Below are 23064 nucleotides of genomic sequence, written 5' to 3'. Positions count from 1 at the left end.
CTTCAGCGCTTCGGGGACTTTTCAAGATGCTGTGCCAAGTTGAACAACTCATCGAACCGGGCGACGCCAACGCCCCCGCGCCACAACCGGCGCAAGTGGCCTACCGCGAATACCTCGACGATGCGCCGGTGTCCCACGCGGCGCTGGCGGCCGAAATCGCTTTGGCCATCAGCTACAATGGCCTGAATCAGGCCGTGATGATGGTCTCGCCAGGCAACATCGAGGACTTCATTCGCGGCTTCAGCCTCAGCAACGCGATCGTCGACCGCCTCGACGATATCCACGACATCCGCCTGACCCATTTCGACCAGGCCTGCCAGGCCGACGTGCAGATTTCCAGCCGTGCGTTCTGGGCCCTGAAAGATCACCGACGGCAGATGGCGGGCACCAGCGGCTGCGGCCTCTGCGGCGTGGAAGCCCTTGAGCAGGCGCTGCCGCAACTCGAGATCCTGACCCCGACACCCTTGCCACCTGCCGCACATTTCCACGGCATCCGTCAGCGCATCGAACAGGCACAGCAACTGGCCCGCAGCAGCGGCGCCCTGCACGCGGCGTTGTACTTCGACGCCGACGGCGAAGCGCTGCTGTGCCGCGAAGACATCGGCCGCCACAACGCCCTCGACAAACTGATCGGCGCTTTGCAATTCGAAGGCCTCGATGCGCGTCAGGGCATCGTCGTGGTCACCAGCCGTTGCAGCCTCGAACTCATCCACAAAGCCGTGCGCGCCCGCCTCGGCACCCTCGTCAGCCTGTCCGCCCCCACCGCATTGACCGTGCGCTGGGCGCTCAAGCACCGCTTGAACCTGATCCACGTCCCGCACCGCAACGCCCCGCGAATCTACAGCCCGATCCAGGAGCCCACCGCATGAGCAACACCCTCACCCACCTCGACGATCAGGGCCGCGCCAACATGGTCGACGTCAGCGACAAAGCCGCAACCCGCCGCGAAGCCACCGCCCAGGCCTGGGTGCAGATGCGTCCGGAAACCCTGCAAATGATCCAGTCCAACGGACACCCCAAGGGCGATGTATTCGCCGTGGCGCGGATCGCCGGGATTCAAGCGGCAAAACGCACCCACGAGTTGATTCCACTGTGTCATGCGCTGCTGCTCAGCTCGATCCACGTCGAGCTCAAGGCCTGCGAACCGGACCGCGTGCAGATCACCAGCACCTGCCGCCTCACCGGCCAGACCGGCGTCGAACTCGAAGCCCTGACCGCCGCCAGCGTCGCCGCGCTGACCATCTATGACATGTGCAAAGCGGTGGACCGGGCGATGGTCATCGGCGACATCCGCCTGCTGAGCAAACAGGGCGGCCGCTCCGGCCACTTTCAATGGGAGAACCCGCAATGATTCTGATCAACTACTTCGCCAGCTACCGTGACCGGCTCAATCTGGGGGGTGAAAAGATCCCTGTGACCGACTCGCTCAACAGTGTCGAGGACGTGCGGCAGATGCTGATGCAACGTGGCGATGTGTGGCGTGAAGTGCTTGGCGCCGGCAACCTGATGTGCGCGGTGAATCAGGAACTGTGCCAGCCGGATCAGGTGATCGAGGATTTCGACGAGATCGCGTTTTTTCCACCGGTCACGGGGGGTTGAGGCATGGGCGTTCGAGTCCAGCGTAAAGGCTTCGATGCCGGGCAGTTGATTGCGGATTTGCATGCGCGCAACCCACGGGTGGGCGCAGTAGTGAATTTCATTGGTTATGTGCGGGATCTGAACGTCGGGCAGTCGGTGACCGAGCTGTTTCTGGAGCACTATCCGGGCATGACCGAGAAGGCTCTGGAGCAGATTGCCGAGCAGGCCCGCGAACGTTGGCCGCTGATGGCGGTGGAGATTGTGCATCGGGTCGGCGCGCTGTCGGTGACCGAGCCGATCGTGTTTGTTGGCGTGAGCAGCAAGCATCGGCATGCGGCGTTCGAGGCCTGCGCGTTCATCATGGATGTGCTGAAGACGCGGGCGCCGTTCTGGAAGCGGGAGACCACGCCTGAGGGTTCGCATTGGGTCGAGGCGCGGGAGAGTGATCAGGATGCGGCGGTTCGCTGGAGCCTGGCGCATGCCTGACCGGGTACTGTCGAATGCGACAAAAGCCTGATTAGATAGCAGCTCCCGCCGATTCGAACGTGGAGCCACACTTGAGCCAGACGCCAAAAGACTTGCCCCGTCCTCAACCCATCACCTTGCGCCAGGCCTGGCCGTTCTGGCTCAAACTCGGCTGCATCGGCTTCGGCGGCCCCGCCGGGCAGATCGCGATCATGCATCAGGAACTGGTGGAGCGCCGGCGCTGGATTTCCGAGCGGCGCTTCCTGCATGCGCTCAACTACTGCATGTTGCTGCCCGGCCCCGAGGCCCAGCAGCTGGCGACCTACATCGGCTGGCTGCTGCACCGCACCCGTGGCGGCGTGCTGGCCGGTGCACTGTTTGTGTTGCCTTCGCTGCTGATCCTGATCGCTTTGTCCTGGGTGTACATCGCGTTCGGCGACGTGCCAGCGGTGGCCGGGGTGTTTTACGGAATCAAACCGGCGGTGACCGCGATTGTGTTGCACGCGGCCCATCGCATCGGCTCGCGAGCGTTGAAGAACAGCTGGCTATGGGCAATTGCCGGGGCCGCGTTCGTGGCAATTTTCGCCTTCAACGTGCCGTTCCCGCTGATCGTACTCGGCGCGGCATTGATCGGCTATTTCGGCGGACGCTGGGCGCCGCAGCGGTTCAGCAACAGCGGTCATCGCGGCAGCGAAAAGTCCTTCGGCCCGGCCCTGATCGATGACGACACCCCGCCACCCGAACATGCGCGGTTCAGCCTGCCGAGGCTGCTGCGTCTGCTGCTGATCGGTGCGTTGCTGTGGTGTCTGCCGATGGCGCTGCTGACGGCGCTGTTCGGCTGGGGCGGCACTTTTACGCAGATGGGCTGGTTCTTCACCAAAGCGGCGCTGCTCACCTTCGGCGGCGCTTACGCTGTGCTGCCTTACGTGTATCAAGGCGCGGTCGGGCATTACGGCTGGCTGACGCCGACGCAGATGATCGACGGCCTGGCCCTGGGCGAGACCACGCCGGGGCCGTTGATCATGGTGGTGGCGTTTGTCGGGTTTGTCGGCGCTTACGTGCAACCGACGTTCGGCCCGGAACACGCGTTCGCCGCCGGCGCGCTGGCCGCGACGCTGGTGACCTGGTTCACCTTCCTGCCTTCGTTCCTGTTCATCCTCGCCGGTGGACCGTTGGTGGAGTCGACGCACAACGAACTGAAATTCACTGCGCCACTGACCGCGATCACCGCAGCGGTGGTCGGGGTGATCCTCAATCTGGCGTGTTTCTTTGCTTACCACGTGTTCTGGCCCGACGGTTTTGCCGGTCAGCCCGATGTTTTCTCGATCGTGCTGGCCCTCATGGCCGCCCTCGCCCTGTTCTTTTTCAAGCGCGGGGTGATCGAGGTGTTGATCGTTTGCGCCCTCGTCGGGCTGGGGTTTTACCTGCTGCGTTGAACCGGGGGGCACGCCACCGCTCGCGGAATCAGGCGTTTACTTATCCGGGGATTCCCCCTTACTATCCAGCCACACCGGCATGGCGGGACTCTCCCGCCGCCGACGTTTTCCGCCAACGGAAACACGCGTCATGAGCACGTCACTACAACAATCAGAATCGTTGAACGTCTCTGCACCGTGCGCCCTCCTTCACAGGGGCCGCGCATGAATCGCATCGTCAATCTCCCCATGGCCCTGAGCCGTTCCAAGCTGCGTCACTCCGCACGCCCGCCGGATATCTGCCTGCCCGTCTGATCGCGCCGCTAAAAATCGCGACAGCTCCCCCTCTTTTTCCGATATCCCTGCCAGGACGCCCGCGCCTTTTGCCGCGCTGCGTCCGGCCCGAATCTGCGCGCCTGTGCGGCGCCATCGTGAGTGATTGATTATGAAATTCGCAGCCATTGAAGACGCCCGCCACTTTCTCGAGCAGAACCCCGACATCGACATGATCGAGCTGTTCATCCTCGACGCCAACGGCGTGCCGCGCGGCAAGCTGTTGCACCGCGAAGAACTGCTCGCCGTGTACGAAAGCGGACGCCCGCTGCCAAGCACCATCCTCGGCCTGACCGTGCATGGCGAGGACGTGGAAAACTCCGGTCTGGTCTGGGACGTTGGCGACATCGACTGCCGCGCCTACCCGCTGGAAGGCAGTCTGGTGCGCCTGCCGTGGCGGCAGATTCCGACCGCGGCGGTGCAGGTCAGCATGCATCCGGAACAAGGCATGCCGGCGAGCATTGCCGACCCTCGCCACCTGTTGATCAAGGTGATCGACCGCTTGAAAGCCGAGGGTTACCACCCGGTGATGGCCTGCGAGCTGGAGTTCTACCTGCTCGACGCCAAACGCGATCACAACGGTCGCCCGCAACCGGCGCTGGATGCCGACGGCGGTCGACCGAGACACACGCAGGTCTACGGTTTGCGTGAGCTGGAGCAGATCGAACCGTTCCTCGCCGATCTTTATAGCGCCTGCAAACTGCACGGCATTCCGGCACGCACGGCGATCTCGGAATACGCACCGGGCCAGGTGGAAATCACCCTCGAACACGGCGATGCGCTGGAGGCGATGGACCAGGCCGTGCGCTACAAACGGCTGGTCAAAGCGGTGGCGCACAAGCACGGCATGCAGGCGACGTTCATGGCCAAGCCGTTCGATCACCTGGCCGGCACCGGCATGCACATGCACGTCAGCCTCGCCGATGCCGAGGGACGCAATCTTTTTGCCTCCGAAGATCCAGCGGGCACCCCGCTGCTGCGCACGGCGATTGGCGGGATGCTCGCTTCCCTGCTCGATTCGCTGCTGCTGTTCTGCCCGAACGCCAACTCCTACCGGCGTTTCCAGGCCAACAGCTACGCGCCGCTGGCGCCGACCTGGGGCGTCGACAACCGCACCGTCAGCCTGCGCGTGCCCGGCGGCCCGGCCAACACCCGGCACATTGAACACCGCATCTGCGGCGCCGATGCCAACCCGTATCTGGCAGCGGCGGCGATCCTCGCCGGCATTCATCGCGGGATAAAAGACGACATCGATCCGGGCGAGCCGGTGGAAGGCAACGGTTACGCGCAGGCGAAAGAATTGCTGCCGACCGACTGGCTGACCTCGCTGACCGCGCTGGAAAACTCGGTGTGGGCGCGGGATGCGCTGGGACAGGAATTTCTTGGGGTGTATCTGGCGGTGAAACGCGCGGAATACCGGCAGTTCATGGCCGAAGTGGGCGAGCAGGACTGGCGCTGGTACCTCACAGAAGCCTGATAAATCACTCCGCCCCCTTGTGGGAGCGGGCTTGCCCGCGAAGGCGTCGTCACATTCAACACTTCAGGTGACTGACACATCGCTTTCGCGAGCAAGCCCGCTCCCACAGGGTTCGTGCACCGACTCCCGAATCTGGACACTGAAATGACTGAACGCAGCAATTCCTACTACACCGCAACCCTCAACCGCGACACCGACTACCCGACCCTAGAAGGTCGGCACAAGGTCGATGTGGTGATCATCGGCGGAGGTTTCACCGGCGTCGCCACAGCCGTCGAGCTGGCCGAAAAAGGCCTGAAAGTCGCCATCGTCGAGAGCCACAAGATCGGCTGGGGCGCCACCGGGCGCAATGGCGGGCAGGTCACCGGCAGCCTGTCCGGCGACGGTGCGATGCGCAAACAGATGCGCAATACATTGGGCGATGAGGTCGACGATTTCATCTGGCACCTGCGCTGGCGCGGGCACGAAATCATCAAGCAGCGGGTCGAGAAATACGCGATCGATTGCGACCTCAAGCACGGCCATTTGCATGCTGCCTATAAGCCAAGCCACATGGTCGGTTTGCGCAGCGATTACGACGAAGCCGTGCGTCGCGGCATGGGTGATGAAGTCAGCCTGCTCGACCGCAGCCAGGTGCGCGATCTGCTGCAAAGCGAGCTGTATCACGGCGCAATCAAGAACACCCGCAACATGCACCTGCACCCACTCAACCTGTGCATCGGCGAAGCGCGGGCGGCGGAAAGTCTCGGCGCGCTGATCTTCGAAAATAGCGAAGTGCTGGAGATCATTCACGGCGACAGCCCGGGCGTGCGCACGGCTCACGGACAGATCGACGCCAATCAGGTGCTGCTGGCCGGCGACGTCTACCACAAGCTCGAGCCGGCTCAGCTCAAGGGCAAGATTTTCCCGGCCATGGGCGGCATCGTCACCACCGAACCGCTGGGGGATCTGGCCAAGCAGATCAACCCCGAAGACCTCGCCGTTTACGACTGCCGCTTCGTCCTCGATTACTACCGCCTCACTGCCGACGGCCGCCTGCTGTTCGGCGGCGGCGCCAACTACAGCGGCAAGGATTCACGGGACATCGCTGGCGAACTGCGGCAGTGCATCGAACAGACCTTCCCGGCGCTCAAAGGGGTGAAGATCGATTACCAGTGGAGCTGCGCGATGGGCATCGTCATCAACCGCATCCCGCAACTGGGCAAGCTCTCGGACAACGTCTGGTATTGCCAGGGCTACTCCGGCCACGGCATCGCGACGACCCACATCATGGGCGAAATCATGAGCCGGGCGATCACCGGGCAGATGCAGCAGTTCGACACGTTTGCCGCGTGCTCGCACATTCGCGTGCCGATGGGCGATCTGCTGGGGAATCCGATGCTGGCGGCGGGCATGTGGTACTACCAGATGCTGGAAAAACTGCGCTGATAGGTCTGGCCCTATCGCCAGCAGGCTGGCTCCCACAGGTTTTGTGACGACGCACATTCACTGTGGGAGCCAGCCTGCTGGCGGGCCACCGGCCTCACCGCAAAACCTCAGTCAGGCAACTGCTCCACCTCAATCCCCAACCGCCGATAATCCTCGACACTCCCCGACGCCACATGCCGTTCGGTGATCAGCGTGTGCAAACGCTCGCACGGCGCCACCACAAACGGTTCCACCGCGCCGAGCTTGTCCGCCGTGGTCACGGCAATCACCCGCGCCGCACAGTCGAGCAGCGCCTGCTTGACCGGCACTTCATCGAAATGCAGCGAGGTGATACCCACCTCCGGATGAATCGCACAGACCCCGGTGATCGCCAGATCCGCCTTGATCCCCGACAGCAGCCGCAGCGCCTCGTGACCACCAGCCGACATGGTTTTCGGATTCAGCTGCCCGCCCGCCAGAATCACCTTGATGCCCGGATATTCGGACAACGCGATCGCCGTCATCGGCGATGCCGTGACTGCCGTAAGGTTGATATCCCTGGGCAACGACCGCGCCACCTGCAACGAGGTGGAACCGGAGTCGAACATCACCGTCTGCCCGTTCCGCACCTGCTGCGCTGCCAATTGCGCCAGACGAATCTTCACCTCGTCGATCTCGTCCAGCCGGGTGAAGTAATCCTTGCCGGTGTCTTTGGGCCTCGGCAACGCGCCGCCGTGCACCCGCTGCACCAGCCCGGCGTTGTCCAGTTCGGCCAGATCGCGGCGGATGGTGTCTTCCGACACCGCAAAATGCTGGCTCAACTCGGACGCCATGACCTTGCCGTCACGTTCAAGGATCAGAAGGATCTTCTGCCGGCGCAGAGAGGGAAGCTCGGAAGCGGAATGATCGTGCATGGTTTTGCCTGTTTGTGCTTTTAATTGCAGGTTTGCGCGAGCTTAGCCAAGCAAACCTGCAAACACAACGCCGGTATCAATGGCTTCGATCATTGGAATCACGAAGCCGAATTTTTTCTTTTGACCCGCCCCCGGCAGAATGGCCCCACTTTCAAAAGGACCAGGATGAACACCCCATGAACCTCAATTTCGCTTTCGCCTGCATGGTCGTCGTGTCGTTTGCCATCGCGCTCGGGCATGCCTGATCAGACTGACGCCGCCAGATGCTCACGAAACCATTTGTGCGCCGGGTCACGGTGCGAACGCTCGGCCCAGAGCATGGCCATTTCGTAGCCCGGCACTTCAAGCGGCGGCTCGACCACTTGCAGCGCGGGATTGCCGCGCGCCAGCCTTGACGGCAGCATCGCCACCAGATCGGTGCTGGCCAGCACCGACATCAGCAACAGAAAGTGCGGCACCGACAGCACTACGTTTCGCGTAAGCCCCACCTCCGCCAGCGCCTTGTCCGTCACCCCGAAAAAACCTCCGCCCTCCGGCGACACCAGCACATGCTCCAGCTCGCAGAATTGCGCGCGGGTCGGCTTGCGTTGCAGTTTCGGGTGCCCGGCGCGACCGGCCAGCACATAACGTTCGGTGAACAGCGCACGCCGGTGCAGTTCCAGCGGCGCGTCCTCGCTGGTGTGCAGCGCCAGATCGATCACACTCTGCTCCGCCTGCTTGACCAATTGCCGAGGCGACAAATCAAGCACCGCCAGCCGTGTGCCCGGCGCCTGACTGCGCAGCCCGCCGAGGGCCGGCAGCAGAATGGTCGATTCACCATAGTCCGAGGCCGCAACTTTCCAGGTATGGGTCGCCTGCGCCGGGTCGAACGGACTGGCCGGCGCCACCGCCCGCTCCAACGCTTCCAGCGCCTCGCGCAACGGTTCGCGCAATTCATCGGCCCGCGCCGTCGGGCGCATGCCACGAGGGCCCGGCAGCAAGAGCGGATCGCCAAAAATCTCCCGTAAGCGGGCCAGATGCACGCTCACCGATGGCTGCGACAGATGCAGCCGTTGCGCGGCGCGGGTGACGTTGTGCTCGGACAGCAGCACATCGAGGGTCAGCAGCAGGTTGATATCCAGCCGTCTCAAATTATTCATGGCTATACCAGACATATCAGACATTCATTTCCAATATACCTGCCGGGCGCCGATCCTGCTGTCACTCAGCAACGGAGCCTCACCATGAATGTGCTACTGGTCTACGCCCACCCCGAACCGCAATCGCTCAACGGCGCGCTCAAGGACTACACCGTCCAGCGCCTGGAAGCCGCCGGCCACACCGTGCAGGTTTCCGATCTCTACGCGATGAACTGGAAAGCCAGCCTCGACGCCGACGACAGTCCCGGCCGCGACAGCACTCGCCCGTTCGACGCGTCCCTCGATTCGAAACTCGCCTTCGAGCAAGGCCGGCAAGCCGCCGACATCACCGCCGAGCAGGCCAAACTGCTGTGGGCCGACACCCTGATCCTGCAGTTTCCGCTGTGGTGGTTTTCCATGCCGGCGATTCTCAAAGGCTGGGTCGAGCGCGTGTACGCCTACGGATTTGCCTACGGTGTCGGCGAGCATTCGGATTCTCGTTGGGGCGACCGTTATGGCGAAGGCACCTTGAAAGGCAAGCGAGCGATGCTGATGGTGACCGCCGGCGGTTGGGAATCGCACTACAGCCCGCGCGGAATCAACGGCCCGATCGATGACCTGCTGTTCCCGATTCATCACGGGATTCTGTATTACCCCGGCTTCGAGGTGCTGCCGCCGTTCGTGGTGTATCGCACCGGGAAGATGGATGAAGCGCGGTTTGCCCAGACGTGCGAAGAACTGGGCGCGCGGCTGGATGAGTTGCGGAGTACGCGGCCGATGGGATTTCGGCGGCAGAATGCCGGGGATTACGAGATTCCGGCGTTGACCTTGAAGGACGATATTGCGCCGGGCAGCGAAGGCTTCGCCGCCCACCTGAAATAGCCGCCCACCTCAAAAAACAGGGGGCCTGGCCCCCTGTTCTTTTATTCCACCACCACCCGCGCCTTGCGCACGAACAGCGCATGCACCTTGTCCCAGAAATTGCCGCCCAGCACGAAGAAGCTGCCGATGAACATCAAGTCGCCCAGCGCCTGCATCTGCCAGAGGTTGGGCCGCACGCCAGGGAAGAAGTTGTCGAAATACGGTTCCAGGAAGGACGACAGTAGCGGCAGGCAGAACATCACCACGCCGATCTTGTGGCGCATCGGGCTGACTTCGGCCACCGGGGTCGGAATCACGCCGGAAATATAGTGGCCGATCGTGCGCTTGAGTTCGGCGAACCCGGCCTTGCCCATCACCGCGATCACCAGCAGCAACAGCACTTTATTGCTGATGAACAACACCCCGGTGAGCGCCGCGACTTTCGAGCCCGGCACATCGAGGGCGGCGGCAATCGGCACCATCAGCCACGAACCGAGCATCAGGCAGATGATTGCCACGCCGACCTTGAAACGCCAGCTGGCGCTGGTGGGGGCAAGCGGTTCTTGAGCAGTGTCCATGGCTTCCTACCTTTTCGTCGGGGGCGGTTCAGGGGAGTTCGCCTGAAAAAGCGTAGCAGCTGATTGCTTCGATCAACCCGCAATCTGCGGTCTATGCTCCAGTGACATTTCCCGCTGGGGCCTCCCGGTATGCCTGCAACGCCAGCCCTGCTGATCCGTCCCGGCCACCTGCTGCTGCTCGGTGTGCTGAGCCTTGGCGGCTGCCTGCGGCTGGGCCCGGATTTCCAGCCGCCGGCGGAGGACTGGAGCAAGCAATGGCAAAGTCCGGCACTGGAGCAGGCCAGCGAACGCGGCACGCTGCCGGACCTGCGCCAGTGGTGGCAGGTATTTTCCGATCCGGTGCTCGACCGCTTGATCAGCGACGCCGAAGCCCGCAACAGCAGCCTGAAGATCGCCGGCCTGCGGGTGCTCGAAGCCCGCGCGCAACTGGGCATCGCCGACAGCGGTCGCTACCCGCAACTGCAACAGGCCAGCGCCGACAGCCTGTACATCGACCGCCATCAGTCCGGCGGCAGCAATCCGCAGGACTTGTACTTCTGGCAGCACAGCGCTGCGTTCGATGTCGGCTGGGAGCTGGATTTCTGGGGCCGTTTCAGCCGCGCCATCGAATCCGCCGACGCCAGCTACTTCGCCGCCCAGGCCAACTACGAAGACGCCCTCGTGCTGCTGCGCGCTCAAGTGGCCGACACCTACTTTGCCCTGCGCACCACCGAAGCCCGGCTGCGAGTCGCACGGGAAAACGCCGCCCAGCAAAAACGCAATTTCGAGATCACCGAAAAACTCTTTCGCAGCGGCCAGACCGCCGAACTCGACCTGCAACAGGCCAGAACCCAGTACCTCGGCACCCTGAGCAGCATTCCGGCGTTCGAAGACCAATTGCTGCGCACCCGCAATGCGCTGGCGGTGCTGGTCGGCCAGCCACCCGGTGGTGCGGCGTTTCTGGCCGAACAACCGGGGCTGATTCCACTGGTGGATCGCGCCGTGTTGCAGGACGTCCCGGCCAACCTGCTGCTGCGCCGTCCCGATGTGCGCGCGGCGGAGCTGAACGTGGCCGCGCAATCGGCGCTGGTCGGCGTGGCCGAAACCGATCTGTACCCCTCGCTGACCTTGCTCGGCAGCATCGTCTGGTCCAGCGACACCCTCGGCGCCACCCCGCGCAGCCTCGACCTGATCGGCGGCCCGAGCCTGCGCTGGAACCTGTTCGACTACGGCCGCATTCACAACAACATTCGCGTGCAGGATGCGCGCTTGCAGCAACTGATCGAAGCCTATCGCGACAAGGTCCGCCAGGCTGCCCGCGAGGCCGACGATGCCGCCAGCGGCCTGACCAAAGCGCTGGAACGCGAACGCATTCTCGGCGAGGCCGAAGGTGCAGCGCGGCGTTCGCTGGTGCTGGCCAACACTCAATATCGCGAAGGCTATTCGGATTTTCAGCGGGTGCTCGACGCCCAGCGTGCGTTGCTGGAGCTACAGGACAACTATCTGGTCAGCCGCAGCAACGCCGTGAGCAACCTGATCGCGCTTTACCGCGCCGTGGGCGGCGGCTGGCAAAGCGCCGGGCCGCAGATTGATTCAGCGACCCGGCAACAGATGCAGCAGCGCACCGATTGGGGCGATCTGCTGAGCGCCCCGCCGCCCCAACCGACTTATCCGATTCCCTCGCAGGTAGACCGCCATGAGTGATGAAGCGCCGCCGGATCCGGCGAAAAAAGGCATCCGCTGGGTGCTGCTGGTGATTGTGCTGAGCCTGGTCTGGTATCTGCTGGCCGACCGCTTTACGCCGTATACCCAGCAGGCGCGGGTCGGCGCATTCGTGATCCCGGTGGCGGCAGAGGTCGCGGGCCGGGTGATCAAGGTCAACGTGCGCAACAATCAGGATGTGCAGGCCGGCGACATCCTCTTCGAGCTCGATCCGCAGCCGCTGCAGATCGCCGTCGACCGGGCCCGCGCCGATCTGGAAAACACCCGGCGCACGGTCGGCGCCAGCACCGCGGGCATCGCGTCGGCCCAGGCGTCGTTGCGGGCCGCGCAAGCCAATGAACTCAAGGCGCGCCAGGACAATCGACGGCTGGAAGGTTTGTATAAAGAAGATCCGGGCACGGTGTCCGTACGGCTTCTGGAAGTGTCCCGAGCCAACCACGAAGCGGCAGTCAGCAAAGTCGCCGCCGCCAAGGCCGAAGTGCTGCGCGCGCAGGAGCAGGAAGGCGGCAACACCGACACCAACGCCAAGCTGCTCAGCGCCGCCGCCACTTTGGCCAAGGCTGAACTTGATCTGGCCAATACCCGCATCGGCGCGCGTTCGGCGGGCCTGATCACCGACCTGCGCACCGATGTCGGCCAGTTCGCCGCTGTCGGCAGTCCGGTGATGACGTTGATCACGATCCAGGATGTGTGGGTCAGCGCCGACCTCACCGAAAACAACCTCGGCCGGATCAAGCCCGGCACGCCGGTGTCGATCATCCTCGACGCCCTGCCCGGCGAAGTGCTCGACGGCCGGGTGCGCAGCGTCGGGTATGGCGTCAGCGTCGGTCAGACGCCGCCGCCCGGCACCCTGCCGACGATCCAGAACAGCCGCGACTGGCTGCGCCCGGCGCAGCGTTTTCCGGTGATCATCGAGTTCAGCGAAGAGGCGAAAAAGCGCCTGTTCGAGAGTCGTTCGATTCGCGCCGGTGGGCAGGCGGAAGTCATGGCGTTTCCCAGTGAGGGCAATCTGCTCAATCCGTTGGGCCGGGTGTTTGTCTGGCTGATGAGTTGGCTGTCGTATGCCTATTGAGCGCAGTGTCCCGGCGCAACGGGCCTTGCGCCTGGCCTGCGGCACGGCGTTGTGCACCGCCGCCAGTTACGGCCTCGCCTTGCCGCTGTCGTTTTTGTCGCCGGTGCTCGCAGTGTTGCTGCTGGCCAGCATGCCTCGACCGTTGCCAGTCAAAATGGCGCTGGTACTGACGTTGGTCGCCGCATTCACCACCAGCATCGGCCTGCTGCTGGTGCCGTTGCTGCGTTATTACCCGGTGTGCGGCGTGCTGCTGATCGGTGTCGGACTGTTTCTGGTGTTCACCTACGGACTGCGCGGCGGCAACGTGCTGATCATGACGTTTCTGGTGATCGGCATGACCATGATTTCCGCCGCCGGTTTCGCCTCATTCGAGCTGGCGATGGCGGTGATCGGCGCGCTGGTCAAAGGCCTGTTGCTGGCCGTCGTCATCGTCGGCCTGAGCCACGTCCTGTTCCCGGAACCGGCCAACAGCCCCGCGCCACCACCCGCTCCCGCCCTGCCCGCCGAAGACGTGCCCCGCGTAGCGATGCGCGCAACATTGATCGTGTTGCCGACCTTCCTGCTGGTGCTGATCGACCCGGCCAGCTACCTGCCGATCATCCTCAAAGCCGTCAGCCTCGGCCAGCAAAGCACCACCACCCGCACCCATCACGCCGGACGCGAACTGCTCGGCTCGACCTTATTGGGCGGACTGCTGGCGGTGCTGTTCTGGTGTGCGTTGAGTCTGTTCGTGCACCTGTGGATGTTCTTTCTGTGGATGCTGCTGTTCGGGCTGTTGGTGGCGCGCAAACTCTATCGCCTGCACCCGACACAACTGACGCCGGGGTTCTGGCTCAACACTCTGATCACCATGATCATCCTGCTCGGCCAGTCGGTGGAGGACAGTGCAGCGGGCAAAGACGTCTACACCGCGTTTGCGGTACGCATGGGGTTGTTCATTCTGGTGACGCTTTACAGCGGCGTGATGATGCACCTGCTCGTCGCGCACCGGGAAAGCCGTCAGGGCGTGACCTGATAACCCCGCCCTTGCAGGCAACCTATGTAGGCGCTTGAACTGGCTGAAGCATCGGACCGTCGCTGCTCGCGCCGATCCTGCCGCTGCCGCGCACCGCCAACCACCGCACCGGCGGCAGCCGTCTCTTTGGCTCGGTTCTGGCGGTAATCCTGCTTGCGATCATCGTCCACGGCTTCGTAAAACTCGTCGTGCTGACGGCCGCGCACTTCAGCGGCTGTGGCGCCGGCCGCCGCACCCACGGCAGCGCCCTTCAACCGACCACCGGCCTGGGGTGTCGACGTGGTTGACGTGGATGCGATGGAATGGCAATCGTTGATGTCGATCTGGGTTTGCTGGGAAGTCTGGCCCTTGAGCGGGACGACCGATTCGGCGCTGGCCTGTATGGCGCACAGGCACGCTGCGATGAACAGTGAATGGCGGAACATGATGACCTCCGACGCGGCGGGGTTGCCTGTGGGGCGGGGTAATCTGGGAGTGTAGTTCACGACCGATCCAGCAACGCCCAGCGAATGATGGCCAAGAGATATCAAATTAAGTATAAACGTTCGGTTCTGTCATTCATTCGGAATGCAGCGCTGGAAAGGATGAGCAAGGATGTACGTATATAAAATGGTTCAAGTCCCGCCAAACATTGAAGTTCGTGCCAAAGAGCACCGTGGGAATGAAGCCGCAGTCTATCTTCAGAACGTAGTGAACTCCCACGCAGAAGACGGTTGGGAGTTCTACCGAATCGACACCATTGGGGTTTCTGTCAAACCGGGATGCTTCGATGCGCTGCTCGGTAAGAAAAACGTACTGACCGAGTATTACGTCATTTCCCTACGCAAGCCTGCATGATGGTTCCCATCGCCATATTGGCAATCCGTTGCTATCAAAAAATGGCGCCTGAAAGGCTAAGATCGGCATGTAGATTCGAACCTAGCTGTTCGAACTATTCGATTTTGGCCTTTCAGAAATATGGCTTTTTCAAAGGGGTCGATCTAACCGCTCGACGAATTTGCAGATGTCGCTATCCAAACGGTGGCACTGATTATCCGTAAAAGTCAGCACCACTTGGATCACGCCCCTTCCCTCACCCGCCGTACTTGCACCAACAACGCCGGCGCAAAGTGCAACACCACCATCCGCGCCAGATGGTGAGTCAGGATAAACACCACATTCAGCCCGCCGACGAACGCGACGATTGCGATGGTTTCGATTGCCCCCGGCATGTACGCGAGCCACAGCGACAACGCATCGCTGCCCAGCAATCGCGCGGCGGCCAATGCAAAAACCGCCGCGACCAGAATCATCAAACCGACCGACACCAATGCCGTGCGGCCATGACGTCCCAGTTCCGCGAGGCCCAATCCCTGGAACCGCGAGCCGATCCGCACACCGAGAATCAGCGCCGCCAGATTCAGACTCCAGTCCGGCATGTGAAAGCCCTGCAGCCATCCCGATTTCACAAACACGGCGGTGATGATGATTGCCGTCAACATGAACGGCGCCGGCACGCCAACAGCCAGCAGCAAACGCCCGACCACCACGCTCAAACCGATCACCGACAGCACGGTCAACGCCATGCCCGTCGACAGCGGCTCGACCTCGGCCGCCGCAACCGTTGCCGTTCCCGGAATCAGCAAACTCACCAGCACCGTGATCAGCAGCAGCCGCATCAAGTGCACGATGATCACCTTGCTCGACGCCTGATGCGATTCCAGCAAATCGAACACCGCCGCCAGCGCCCCCGGATACACGGCCAGCAAGGCATCCGTGCGATTCCACCCTGCCCCGCGCGACAGCCACCAGGCGGCCAGCGCCACTTGCACTGCCAGGCACAGCAGCAACACGCCGAGGCTCGGCAACATCGTCGAGACCGTCGCGCTGTCCCACGCTTCAAACATCAACCCGGTGGCGATACCCAGCGTGACCTGGATGTAGCCCAGGCCATAGGGCGTCGCTGGCGCGAATTTGAATTTGGTGACGACCAGTGCCGTCACGAGAATCGAGCCCAACAGCAAACCGTGGGGCACTCCTTCGAACTGCAACAGCGCGCCGAAGCCGGCAGCAATCAACAAACACAGAATGGATTTCATGGTCGCCTTCCTGGCTATTCAAAGTGCTTTTCAGTTAAGTCAGGCGCGCAACCGTCCAATCGCCCGCCGGTATTTTTCGATCCGCTCCAGATCCTCCCAACTCGGCGAGGCGATCCGCGACAGGTCGCTGTTTTCTTCCAGATCCGCCAGTTTCACCACCCGACCGATCGGGTTCTGCGCCGCGCGCTCGACGAAGTCCTCGTAGGATTCGCCGGGCACTTTGGTCACCGATTCGATGGCGGACAAAACGGCTTCGCTGAAACCTTCCTTGCGCAAATCATCCAGGCTGATGCCGCAGTCCTCGACCACATCGTGCAGCACCGCGACGATGCGCTCTTCCAGGCTGCTCATGCGCAACATGACCTTCAGCGGATGCAAAATATACGGCGCACCGCCCTTGTCCACCTGCCCCGCATGGGCTGTGGCGGCAATCGCGATGGCGCGTTCCAGAGTCTGAGTCATGGAGGTTTCCTCGGGTCAGACGCCGTACCGGCCGCCAATATAGAAGTGGCGCTTGAACCAGCGCCCAATCGCCTGAAAACGCCCGGTCGGCTGCGCCGGCTCGGCGTACCGCTGGAGAATCAGCGAGACCAGATCAGCCTGACTCTCCCCCGAACGCGCGTCCAGCAACTCGCCCACCCAGGCACATCCGGCCTTCTTCAAATGCTCACGCCATTCACCGGGCCAGCCATCCAGCTCATCCAGTGCCAACCACCGCGCACCGCCCTGCTCGACATGCCCGCCGCCAATCGATTGCTCGAAACAGAACGGCGTCGCCGGGCGGGACAGGTCGATGCTGAAGATGTAGATGTCCTGGGTTTTGTGCTGCGGCGTGGGGGCGTTGTTGCGGCTGCCGATCTGAATCATGCGCGGTTCCGTCCGTGGGAGAGGCTTTACAACTTGTTTCGCAGTCTACGACGTGGTGCTGATGGGAGGAACCTTTGGCGATGAGCCGGGGCGTGGCAAGTGAAAAGTTTGACTGGGTGGTCCGGGAAATCCGTTTCAATCGCACACAAAAAAGGGACACCGTTGGGTGTCCCTTTTTGCGTTTGGATTCAGGCCGATGGATCAGCGTTTCATGGCTTCACACTGGTTGCGCAGATCCCCGTCGCCGATGCTCGCACAGCTGCTGCCCTGCTTCGCTTCACAGAAGGAGCGTTTGTCACGATCCTGGATACTCGCGCATGAACCGCCTTTCTCCCCTTCGCAAGCGGTGCGAAGATCGTAATTATCGATCGAGGCACAACTACTGCCTTTCTTGGCGTCGCAATAGGCGCGCTGGTCACGATCCTGGATACCCGCGCATGAACCGCCCTTCTCCGCTTGGCAGGCCGTGCGTAAATCGTAATTGTCGATGGAATAACAACTGCTACCTTCCTCCATCGCCTGGCAATAATTGCGTTTGTCTGGGTCAGTGATGCTGGCACAACTGGCGGAAACGTAACCGCTGAACAGCAACAACATCGCAAGAATCAGTTTCATCTCACACTTCCTTGAGCTTGCCGGGAAACAGCCTGGCACTGAGTAAAGCAATCAAAACCAGATCAGCGCTTCATGGCCTCACACCGCGTACGCAAATCATGGTTGTCGATGTTCCCGCAACTGCTGCCGCCCGTGGTCGCATTGCAGTAAGCACGCTGGTCGTGGTCATCGATGTTGCCGCAGGAACTGCCACCCTGCTCCGCGTTGCATCGCGCACGCAGGTCATGATCATCGATGTTGCCGCAACTGCTGCCGCTCTGTTTGGCGTTGCAGTAGGCGCGCTGGTCGTGGTCGTCGATGTTGCCGCAGGAACTGCCGCCCATCTCCGCGTTACACGCCGCCCGCAGATCGTGATTGTCGATGTTGCCGCAACTGCTGCCGCTCTCCCTTGCATTGCAATAGGCACGCTGATCGTGATCATCAATGTTGCCGCAACTGGCAAAGCTGTAGCCGCTGAACATCAACAACATTGCGAGTAATAGTCTCATCACACACTTCCATGGTTGACCAGGAACCAGCCTGGCACTGCTTGAGCCGATGAATGAGCGTCGCGACACGCCATCAAATTGACATCGGTTTTGGGGAAAGTTCCGGGGGTGGAATGTGTGATGAGTTTTTTGATCTGAAAACGCCGTAGGAAATTGCTCCGCGTGGTGAGGGAGCTTGTTCTTGCGGGGCTGCGAAGCGGGCCGAAATCTGGCAAGTCGTTTTCCCCTGTTACTCCGCAGCCCCTGATTTACGCCGGTTGCGCCGCCGAACGCGAGCGAACTCTCTGGCCAGACGTGGTGATTTCACGTCCTACAGGCTGATTGCGACGGTGGGAATCGGTGCCTAGAGTGGGTCTGTCGCTGAACGAATTTGGCGATAGGGTTTCGCAGCCCTTAAGATTGACACCCTGTTCCGCCTAGCACGGCCGACTCTCGGCTGCGCAAATTTTATGGCGGTTGTGCGTGGGAGACCTTCGGGTCTGCCGGGTCTTGGTGTTAATCCTCCGGTCTGCGAACCCGCGCATAGCTGCCACCCATTTTGTTTCGCAGCAGGACGGTGGCAATTCTTCTCAACAAAGGATTAACACCATGACGACACAGAAACTCATACGCCACTGCGCGAACATGTCACATCCAGCTACCGATCACCCCGTCCTGCTCATCGATACTGACGCCCCACTGCGCGACCTCCATGCTTGTGCCAGTGAGCGCCTCAATGCCGTTCTCAAATACCTGGATCTAATGACCTGCATCCGCCTCCCTGACCATGCCGAACACGACATTTACACCGTGACCACCATCGCCAGAATCATGGTGCAGGACGTGAGCGACGTATTTCGCATCATTGAAAACCGGACAAGTTAAATTGTTGCTTTTATTCAGAAAGCTATTAGGGCAATCACGAAATAGACTAGGCACCTGTCAGTTCTGACAGGTGAAATAGAATTTATTTTTCGCCAATCTATCTAGGAAGAAAACTATCGAGGTTCAACAAATGAAATATTTCGCGACGTTCAATTCCGTATCTGAATCAAACTTACTTCAGGTCAACAAAATCATGGATGAAGCGCAAGCGACAACCGGTGTCACGGGGATGCGCGGTCCCTATCCGGAATGCCCTGCAGAAGTCAGGACTGGCTGGTACTTCGACCCTCAAAGTGGAGAGTATTTTTCTCCCGAGCGGTATGAAGAGGTTAAAGAAAAATTTTCGGCAAAAGGTTTGAAGGCTGGGATTGAGTCAACATTCTTTGAACCCAGAAGGTAGTAAGAAAAACTCTAAAAAAGGAAATGTCTGAACAAGCCATTTCCTTTTTTATGAAACATTTCGGGACAAGCCGCCTTTAAAAATTCGCCGGCGTATTCGCACTAATAATCTCAGCCTCATCCGCCCCGATATTCCGGAACTTATGCGGCAGCGTCGTCGGGAAGTAATACCCATCCCCCGCACTCAACACACTCACCTGCCCATCCACCGTCAACTCCACAGTCCCACGCGTCACCAACCCACACTCCTCGCCTTCCGCGTGAACAATCGGCTCTTCCCCCGAACTCGCGCCCGGTGCGTATTGTTCGCGCAGCAAGCGCATCTGGCGGCTTGGGACCGAGGCGCCGATCAGGAGCAGGCGCAGGCCGTGGCGGCCGAGGTCGGGTTGTTCGTTGGCGCGGAAGACGTATTGGTGTTCGCGGGGGGGCTGGTCGAAGGTGAAGAAGTCGGCCAGGGACATCGGGATGCCTTCGAGCAGCTTTTTCAGTGAGCTGACGGAAGGACTGACACGATTCTGTTCGATCAGGGAGATGGTGGCATTGGTCACGCCGCTACGCCGGGCCAGCTCGCGCTGGGAGAGTTTGTAGCTTTCGCGTACTAGTTTGAGTCGAGAACCCGTATCCATGACAGCCTTATGTGAGAACGACTTAAGGGCAATGGGGGTGGGTGGCGGGTGCCGCGCAGGTCGCGCGGATCACGTTGCTCCCGTGTCCCGGAACCGTGAAAGGCGGCTATTAAATCACGTTTGTCGGTGTTGCTCAGCAGGTTCGATGGACGGTGGGTGAAAAGAGCCTGCTGGAGGTAATTGCGGGTCAGGCACAAGACCTGTGGGAGCGAGCTTGCTCGCGATTGGGCGGCATATTCAACATCCCTTTTGCTGATAGGCCGCTTTCGCGAGCAAGCTCGCTCCCACAGGGTTTGTGGTGCTGCTTGCACGGTGTAAAAGCCGGCAACGCCCTTTTTGGGGGCGCCGCCGGCGAGGTTAATCAGATGCCGAAACGGTCGCGCAGCGAGTAGTACACGGCGCCGAGGGCGGTCAGTGGCGCGGAGAAGGTGCGGCCGCCGAGCATCGGCATGTGTGGCAGGGAGGCGAAGGCGTCGAAGCGTTCGGCGTCGCCGCGGATCATTTCCGAGATCAGTTTGCCGGCCAGGTGCGAGCACGTGACGCCGTGGCCGCTGTAGCCCTGCATGTAGTAGGCGTTTTTCTCGATGCGGCCGAATTGCGGCATGCGTGACATGGTCAGCAGGAAGTTGCCGGTCCAGCGGTAATCGATTTTCACGTCCTTGAGCTGCGGGAAGGTCTTGAGGATCTTCGGGCGGATCAGGGTTTCGATGTCGTCCGGTTCACGGGCGCCGTAGACCACACCGCCGCCATAGAGCAGACGGTTGTCGGCGGTGAGGCGGTAGTAGTCGAGCAGGTAGTTGCAGTCTTCGACGCAGTAGTTGTTGGTGATCAGGCTGCGGGCCTGTTTCTCGGTCAACGGTTCGGTGACGCAGATCTGCGAGCCGCACGGCATGCTCTTGGCCGTCACGCGGTTGTCGAGGCCTTGCGGCAGGTAGGCGTTGCCAGCGATCAGCAGGTACTTGGCGCGGACCTGGCCTTTGGCGGTGCGCACGACGTTGGGCTCGCCGTATTTGATTTCCACCGCAGCGGACTGCTCGTAGATCTTGCCGCCCAGACGCACGATGGCGGCAGCTTCACCGAGGGCCAGGTTCAGCGGGTGAATGTGGCCACCCTGCATGTCCAGCAGACCGCCGACGTAAGCGTCGGAGCCGACTTCGCGGCGGATGTCCGCAGCGTCGAGCATCTTCAGGTTTTTATTGCCGTAACGTTCCCAGCTACGTTTTTGTTCGGCGAGTCCCTTGAGCTGTTTGTTGTTCATCGCTGCGAAAATGCCGCCCGGGCGGTAGTCGCACTTGATGTCGTATTCCTTGATGCGCGAACGGATGATGTCGGCGCCTTCGAAGATCATGCTGCCGAGGATTTCGGCGGTCTTGTCGCCGTAGCGTTCTTCGATCACGTCGACGTCGCGGCTGTAGGAGTTGACCAGTTGGCCGCCGTTGCGACCGCTGGCGCCATAGCCGACTTTCGCCGCTTCCAGCACCGTCACTTTGTAGCCGGCTTCGCTCAGGAACAGCGCCGAGGACAGGCCGGTGTAGCCGGCGCCGATGATGCAGACATCGCACTCCACCGACTCTTCGAGGATCGGGAAATCGATCACTTCGTTGCGGGTGGCGGCGTAGTAGCTGTTCACGTGTTGTTGTTTCATTTTTTTATTCTCCGAGGGTCGCCGGTTGCAGGCGACCACCGCTGTAAAAGAGTCAGAGCTTGATCCAGGTCGCTTTCAGCTCGGTGTACTTGTCGAACGCGTGCAGCGATTTGTCGCGACCGTTGCCCGACTGTTTAAAGCCTCCGAACGGTGCGGTCATGTCGCCGCCGTCGTACTGGTTGACCCACACGCTGCCGGCGCGCAGGCCACGGGCAAAGGTGTGGGCCTTGCTCAGGTTGCTGGTCCAGACCCCGGCGGCGAGGCCGAAGATGCTGTCGTTAGCGATGTGCAGTGCTTCTTCAACGGTGTCGAAGGTGATCAGCGACAGTACCGGGCCGAAGATTTCTTCCTTGGCGATGGTCATGGCGTTGGTCACGCCGTCGAAAATCGTCGGCTCGATGTAGGTGCCGCCGGTTTCTTCGAGAGTGCGTCGGCCGCCGGCGATCAGCTCGGCGCCCTGCTCGCGGCCGATGCTGATGTAGCGCAGCACGTTGTCCAGTTGACGCTGATCGACCACGGCGCCGACGGTGGTCGCCGGATCCAGGGCGTGACCCGGTTTCCACGCTTGCAGCGCTTCCACCAGCAACGGAATGAATTGCTCGCGGATCGAACGCTCCACCAGCAGGCGCGAGCCGGCGGTGCAGACCTCGCCCTGGTTGAACGCAATGGCGCCGGCCGCCGCTTGTGCTGCCGCGCGCAAGTCCGGTGCGTCGGCAAACACCACGTTCGGGCTCTTGCCCCCAGCTTCGAGCCAGACGCGTTTCATGTTGCTTTGGCCGGCATAAATCATCAGTTGCTTGGCAATCGCCGTGGAGCCGGTGAAGGCCAGCACGTCAACGTCCATGTGCAGCGCCAGCGCCTTGCCGACGGTGTGGCCGAAGCCTGGCAGGACGTTGAACACGCCTTTCGGAATGCCGGCATCCAGCGCCAGTTGCGCGATACGGATCGCGGTCAGCGGGGATTTTTCCGAAGGCTTGAGGATGAACGAGTTACCCGCCGCCAGCGCCGGGGCGAATTTCCAGCTGGCCATGATCAGCGGGAAGTTCCACGGCACGATGGCCGCAACTACGCCGGATGGCTCGCGAGTCACCAGACCCAGTTGATCGTGCGGGGTGGCGGCGACTTCATCGTAGATCTTGTCGATCGCTTCGGCGCTCCAGCGGATCGCGTTGGCGGTCGCCGGGATGTCGATGTTCATCGAGTCGCTGATCGGTTTGCCCATGTCGAGGGTTTCGAGCAGCGCCAGTTCTTCCTGGTGTTGCAGGATCAGATCGGCGAAGCGAATCAGGATGCGCTTGCGCTCGGCCGGGGCCTTGTTCGCCCACACGCCGGAGTTGAAGGATTGGCGCGCGGCTTCGACGGCCAGGTTGGCGTCGGCTTCATCGGTGCTGGCGACGGAGGCCAGGAAACGGCCGTCGACGGGGCTCAGGCATTCGAAGGTTTCGCCGCTGATGGCCGGGCGGTATTCGCCGTTGATGAAGGCACGGGATTCGAGGGTCAGGGACTGGAAGCGTTGTTCCCAGTCGTTGCGGGTCATGGTCATGGGGG

General features: G+C 61.6%; 27 protein-coding genes. 15 read left to right on the top strand and 12 right to left on the bottom strand.

Going from position 1 to position 23064, the window contains the following annotated elements; translation table 11 throughout:
- The first annotated feature begins 26 nt into the window (after positions 1–26).
- The 7 genes from fdhD to ABTV87_RS11555 all read left to right on the top strand — a co-directional run bounded on the left by fdhD (position 27) and on the right by ABTV87_RS11555 (position 6696).
- A complete protein-coding gene (fdhD, locus tag ABTV87_RS11585; protein ID WP_433899539.1) occupies positions 27–869 on the top strand; it encodes a formate dehydrogenase accessory sulfurtransferase FdhD in 843 nt (280 codons plus the stop codon).
- Positions 866–1351 (top strand): cyclic pyranopterin monophosphate synthase MoaC, encoded by a 486-nt coding sequence (gene moaC, locus ABTV87_RS11580; RefSeq protein ID WP_039770876.1) that lies wholly within the window; start codon positions 866–868, stop codon positions 1349–1351. Before fdhD ends, moaC begins: the two co-directional genes overlap by 4 nt.
- Positions 1348–1599, top strand: coding sequence for a molybdopterin converting factor subunit 1 (moaD, locus tag ABTV87_RS11575; protein WP_433899538.1), 252 nt, complete (start codon positions 1348–1350; stop codon positions 1597–1599). Before moaC ends, moaD begins: the two co-directional genes overlap by 4 nt.
- Positions 1600–1602: 3 nt before the next feature.
- Positions 1603–2064 (top strand): molybdopterin synthase catalytic subunit MoaE, encoded by a 462-nt coding sequence (gene moaE, locus ABTV87_RS11570; RefSeq protein ID WP_433899537.1) that lies wholly within the window; start codon positions 1603–1605, stop codon positions 2062–2064.
- A 71-nt stretch (positions 2065–2135) separates the two neighbouring features.
- Positions 2136–3479 (top strand): chromate efflux transporter, encoded by a 1344-nt coding sequence (gene chrA, locus ABTV87_RS11565; RefSeq protein ID WP_433899536.1) that lies wholly within the window; start codon positions 2136–2138, stop codon positions 3477–3479.
- 424 nt (positions 3480–3903) lie between these two features.
- Positions 3904–5268, top strand: a complete 1365-nt coding sequence (locus ABTV87_RS11560) for a glutamine synthetase family protein (protein WP_236197496.1) — start codon at positions 3904–3906, stop codon at positions 5266–5268.
- Positions 5269–5412: 144 nt separating this feature from the next.
- Positions 5413–6696, top strand: coding sequence for an NAD(P)/FAD-dependent oxidoreductase (locus tag ABTV87_RS11555; protein ID WP_433899535.1), 1284 nt, complete (start codon positions 5413–5415; stop codon positions 6694–6696).
- A gap of 107 nt (positions 6697–6803) precedes the next feature.
- On the opposite strand, the gene ABTV87_RS11550 is transcribed toward ABTV87_RS11555, so the two are convergent.
- Both ABTV87_RS11550 and ABTV87_RS11545 read right to left on the bottom strand, forming a co-directional pair.
- On the bottom strand, positions 6804–7589 hold the full coding sequence (locus tag ABTV87_RS11550; RefSeq protein WP_221533051.1) for a DeoR/GlpR family DNA-binding transcription regulator: 786 nt from the start codon (positions 7587–7589) through the stop codon (positions 6804–6806).
- 245 nt (positions 7590–7834) lie between these two features.
- Positions 7835–8728 carry a LysR family transcriptional regulator gene (locus ABTV87_RS11545; protein WP_433899534.1) on the bottom strand — a complete coding sequence of 298 codons (894 nt, stop codon included), beginning with the start codon at positions 8726–8728 and terminating at the stop codon, positions 7835–7837.
- A gap of 84 nt (positions 8729–8812) precedes the next feature.
- Between ABTV87_RS11545 and ABTV87_RS11540 the strand changes: the two genes are divergently transcribed.
- The gene (locus tag ABTV87_RS11540) at positions 8813–9589 is read left to right on the top strand and encodes an NAD(P)H-dependent oxidoreductase (RefSeq protein WP_433899532.1); all 777 of its coding nucleotides are present in this window, start codon (positions 8813–8815) and stop codon (positions 9587–9589) included.
- 41 nt (positions 9590–9630) lie between these two features.
- On the opposite strand, the gene ABTV87_RS11535 is transcribed toward ABTV87_RS11540, so the two are convergent.
- A complete protein-coding gene (locus ABTV87_RS11535) occupies positions 9631–10146 on the bottom strand; it encodes a transporter suffix domain-containing protein (RefSeq protein ID WP_127797652.1) in 516 nt (171 codons plus the stop codon).
- A gap of 129 nt (positions 10147–10275) precedes the next feature.
- Between ABTV87_RS11535 and ABTV87_RS11530 the strand changes: the two genes are divergently transcribed.
- Genes ABTV87_RS11530 through ABTV87_RS11520 form a run of 3 tightly spaced genes read left to right on the top strand, consistent with a single transcriptional unit; the run spans position 10276 to position 13934 of the window.
- Positions 10276–11829, top strand: a complete 1554-nt coding sequence (locus tag ABTV87_RS11530; protein ID WP_433899531.1) for an efflux transporter outer membrane subunit — start codon at positions 10276–10278, stop codon at positions 11827–11829.
- Positions 11822–12919, top strand: a complete 1098-nt coding sequence (locus ABTV87_RS11525) for an HlyD family secretion protein (protein ID WP_007957059.1) — start codon at positions 11822–11824, stop codon at positions 12917–12919. The genes ABTV87_RS11530 and ABTV87_RS11525 overlap by 8 nt, the downstream gene beginning before the upstream one ends.
- A complete protein-coding gene (locus ABTV87_RS11520) occupies positions 12909–13934 on the top strand; it encodes a DUF2955 domain-containing protein (RefSeq protein WP_433899530.1) in 1026 nt (341 codons plus the stop codon). Before ABTV87_RS11525 ends, ABTV87_RS11520 begins: the two co-directional genes overlap by 11 nt.
- On the opposite strand, the gene ABTV87_RS11515 is transcribed toward ABTV87_RS11520, so the two are convergent.
- Positions 13919–14359, bottom strand: coding sequence for a hypothetical protein (locus tag ABTV87_RS11515; protein WP_433899529.1), 441 nt, complete (start codon positions 14357–14359; stop codon positions 13919–13921). The two genes, ABTV87_RS11520 and ABTV87_RS11515, sit on opposite strands and share 16 nt — an antisense overlap.
- 169 nt (positions 14360–14528) lie before the next feature.
- Between ABTV87_RS11515 and ABTV87_RS11510 the strand changes: the two genes are divergently transcribed.
- Both ABTV87_RS11510 and yidD read left to right on the top strand, forming a co-directional pair.
- Positions 14529–14771: a DUF4177 domain-containing protein gene (locus tag ABTV87_RS11510; protein ID WP_085607494.1), complete on the top strand. Its 243-nt coding sequence runs from the start codon at positions 14529–14531 to the stop codon at positions 14769–14771.
- Complete coding sequence (yidD, locus tag ABTV87_RS11505; protein WP_201817465.1) at positions 14768–14974, top strand: membrane protein insertion efficiency factor YidD; 207 nt, start codon at positions 14768–14770, stop codon at positions 14972–14974. The genes ABTV87_RS11510 and yidD overlap by 4 nt, the downstream gene beginning before the upstream one ends.
- An 18-nt stretch (positions 14975–14992) precedes the next feature.
- Here yidD and ABTV87_RS11500 read toward each other — a convergent pair whose 3' ends face one another.
- The 5 genes from ABTV87_RS11500 to ABTV87_RS11480 all read right to left on the bottom strand — a co-directional run bounded on the left by ABTV87_RS11500 (position 14993) and on the right by ABTV87_RS11480 (position 17982).
- The gene (locus ABTV87_RS11500) at positions 14993–16012 is read right to left on the bottom strand and encodes an AbrB family transcriptional regulator (RefSeq protein WP_433899528.1); all 1020 of its coding nucleotides are present in this window, start codon (positions 16010–16012) and stop codon (positions 14993–14995) included.
- A 39-nt stretch (positions 16013–16051) separates the two neighbouring features.
- The gene (locus ABTV87_RS11495; RefSeq protein WP_085607498.1) at positions 16052–16474 is read right to left on the bottom strand and encodes an HD domain-containing protein; all 423 of its coding nucleotides are present in this window, start codon (positions 16472–16474) and stop codon (positions 16052–16054) included.
- Between the two features lie 15 nt (positions 16475–16489).
- Positions 16490–16879 carry a hypothetical protein gene (locus tag ABTV87_RS11490; RefSeq protein ID WP_433899527.1) on the bottom strand — a complete coding sequence of 130 codons (390 nt, stop codon included), beginning with the start codon at positions 16877–16879 and terminating at the stop codon, positions 16490–16492.
- Between the two features lie 201 nt (positions 16880–17080).
- On the bottom strand, positions 17081–17494 hold the full coding sequence (locus ABTV87_RS11485; protein WP_007957072.1) for a hypothetical protein: 414 nt from the start codon (positions 17492–17494) through the stop codon (positions 17081–17083).
- A 62-nt stretch (positions 17495–17556) separates the two neighbouring features.
- Positions 17557–17982 carry a hypothetical protein gene (locus ABTV87_RS11480; protein WP_077572288.1) on the bottom strand — a complete coding sequence of 142 codons (426 nt, stop codon included), beginning with the start codon at positions 17980–17982 and terminating at the stop codon, positions 17557–17559.
- Positions 17983–18570: 588 nt separating this feature from the next.
- On the opposite strand from ABTV87_RS11480, the gene ABTV87_RS11475 reads away from it, so the two are divergent.
- Together ABTV87_RS11475 and ABTV87_RS11470 are read left to right on the top strand one after the other, a co-directional pair.
- The gene (locus tag ABTV87_RS11475; RefSeq protein ID WP_221533043.1) at positions 18571–18846 is read left to right on the top strand and encodes a fructose-bisphosphate aldolase; all 276 of its coding nucleotides are present in this window, start codon (positions 18571–18573) and stop codon (positions 18844–18846) included.
- A 130-nt stretch (positions 18847–18976) separates the two neighbouring features.
- Positions 18977–19246 carry a hypothetical protein gene (locus ABTV87_RS11470; RefSeq protein ID WP_179695546.1) on the top strand — a complete coding sequence of 90 codons (270 nt, stop codon included), beginning with the start codon at positions 18977–18979 and terminating at the stop codon, positions 19244–19246.
- Positions 19247–19322: 76 nt separating this feature from the next.
- Here the strand turns inward: ABTV87_RS11470 and ABTV87_RS11465 are convergent, their stop codons facing one another.
- From ABTV87_RS11465 to ABTV87_RS11455, 3 genes are all read right to left on the bottom strand, one after another.
- The gene (locus ABTV87_RS11465) at positions 19323–19871 is read right to left on the bottom strand and encodes a cupin domain-containing protein (protein ID WP_011333561.1); all 549 of its coding nucleotides are present in this window, start codon (positions 19869–19871) and stop codon (positions 19323–19325) included.
- A gap of 361 nt (positions 19872–20232) precedes the next feature.
- On the bottom strand, positions 20233–21516 hold the full coding sequence (locus ABTV87_RS11460) for an NAD(P)/FAD-dependent oxidoreductase (protein ID WP_108561094.1): 1284 nt from the start codon (positions 21514–21516) through the stop codon (positions 20233–20235).
- A gap of 52 nt (positions 21517–21568) precedes the next feature.
- Positions 21569–23059 (bottom strand): aldehyde dehydrogenase, encoded by a 1491-nt coding sequence (locus ABTV87_RS11455; protein WP_433899526.1) that lies wholly within the window; start codon positions 23057–23059, stop codon positions 21569–21571.
- Between the last annotated feature and the right edge of the window lie 5 nt (positions 23060–23064).

Source organism: Pseudomonas sp. PSE1(2024) (genome assembly GCF_050990555.1).
Lineage (GTDB): Bacteria > Pseudomonadota > Gammaproteobacteria > Pseudomonadales > Pseudomonadaceae > Aquipseudomonas > Aquipseudomonas aphyarum.
This window is presented reverse-complemented; position numbering and strand designations above follow the sequence as displayed.

Bases quoted from the DNA above. Each gene is read 5' to 3' on its own strand.
- yidD (WP_201817465.1), top strand. From the start codon at position 14,768: ATGATGGTTCCCATCGCCATATTGGCAATCCGTTGCTATCAAAAAATG.
- ABTV87_RS11510 (WP_085607494.1), top strand. From the start codon at position 14,529: ATGTACGTATATAAAATGGTTCAAGTCCCGCCAAACATTGAAGTTCGT.
- ABTV87_RS11525 (WP_007957059.1), top strand. From the start codon at position 11,822: ATGAGTGATGAAGCGCCGCCGGATCCGGCGAAAAAAGGCATCCGCTGG.
- ABTV87_RS11495 (WP_085607498.1), bottom strand. From the start codon at position 16,474: ATGACTCAGACTCTGGAACGCGCCATCGCGATTGCCGCCACAGCCCAT.
- ABTV87_RS11460 (WP_108561094.1), bottom strand. From the start codon at position 21,516: ATGAAACAACAACACGTGAACAGCTACTACGCCGCCACCCGCAACGAA.
- ABTV87_RS11550 (WP_221533051.1), bottom strand. From the start codon at position 7,589: ATGCACGATCATTCCGCTTCCGAGCTTCCCTCTCTGCGCCGGCAGAAG.
- ABTV87_RS11490 (WP_433899527.1), bottom strand. From the start codon at position 16,879: ATGATTCAGATCGGCAGCCGCAACAACGCCCCCACGCCGCAGCACAAA.
- ABTV87_RS11535 (WP_127797652.1), bottom strand. From the start codon at position 10,146: ATGGACACTGCTCAAGAACCGCTTGCCCCCACCAGCGCCAGCTGGCGT.
- moaE (WP_433899537.1), top strand. From the start codon at position 1,603: ATGGGCGTTCGAGTCCAGCGTAAAGGCTTCGATGCCGGGCAGTTGATT.
- ABTV87_RS11500 (WP_433899528.1), bottom strand. From the start codon at position 16,012: ATGAAATCCATTCTGTGTTTGTTGATTGCTGCCGGCTTCGGCGCGCTG.
- ABTV87_RS11515 (WP_433899529.1), bottom strand. From the start codon at position 14,359: ATGTTCCGCCATTCACTGTTCATCGCAGCGTGCCTGTGCGCCATACAG.
- ABTV87_RS11475 (WP_221533043.1), top strand. From the start codon at position 18,571: ATGACGACACAGAAACTCATACGCCACTGCGCGAACATGTCACATCCA.
- moaC (WP_039770876.1), top strand. From the start codon at position 866: ATGAGCAACACCCTCACCCACCTCGACGATCAGGGCCGCGCCAACATG.
- ABTV87_RS11485 (WP_007957072.1), bottom strand. From the start codon at position 17,494: ATGAAACTGATTCTTGCGATGTTGTTGCTGTTCAGCGGTTACGTTTCC.
- ABTV87_RS11520 (WP_433899530.1), top strand. From the start codon at position 12,909: ATGCCTATTGAGCGCAGTGTCCCGGCGCAACGGGCCTTGCGCCTGGCC.
- ABTV87_RS11555 (WP_433899535.1), top strand. From the start codon at position 5,413: ATGACTGAACGCAGCAATTCCTACTACACCGCAACCCTCAACCGCGAC.
- ABTV87_RS11540 (WP_433899532.1), top strand. From the start codon at position 8,813: ATGAATGTGCTACTGGTCTACGCCCACCCCGAACCGCAATCGCTCAAC.
- ABTV87_RS11480 (WP_077572288.1), bottom strand. From the start codon at position 17,982: ATGAGACTATTACTCGCAATGTTGTTGATGTTCAGCGGCTACAGCTTT.
- ABTV87_RS11545 (WP_433899534.1), bottom strand. From the start codon at position 8,728: ATGAATAATTTGAGACGGCTGGATATCAACCTGCTGCTGACCCTCGAT.
- ABTV87_RS11560 (WP_236197496.1), top strand. From the start codon at position 3,904: ATGAAATTCGCAGCCATTGAAGACGCCCGCCACTTTCTCGAGCAGAAC.
- fdhD (WP_433899539.1), top strand. From the start codon at position 27: ATGCTGTGCCAAGTTGAACAACTCATCGAACCGGGCGACGCCAACGCC.
- ABTV87_RS11530 (WP_433899531.1), top strand. From the start codon at position 10,276: ATGCCTGCAACGCCAGCCCTGCTGATCCGTCCCGGCCACCTGCTGCTG.
- ABTV87_RS11465 (WP_011333561.1), bottom strand. From the start codon at position 19,871: ATGGATACGGGTTCTCGACTCAAACTAGTACGCGAAAGCTACAAACTC.
- ABTV87_RS11455 (WP_433899526.1), bottom strand. From the start codon at position 23,059: ATGACCATGACCCGCAACGACTGGGAACAACGCTTCCAGTCCCTGACC.
- moaD (WP_433899538.1), top strand. From the start codon at position 1,348: ATGATTCTGATCAACTACTTCGCCAGCTACCGTGACCGGCTCAATCTG.
- ABTV87_RS11470 (WP_179695546.1), top strand. From the start codon at position 18,977: ATGAAATATTTCGCGACGTTCAATTCCGTATCTGAATCAAACTTACTT.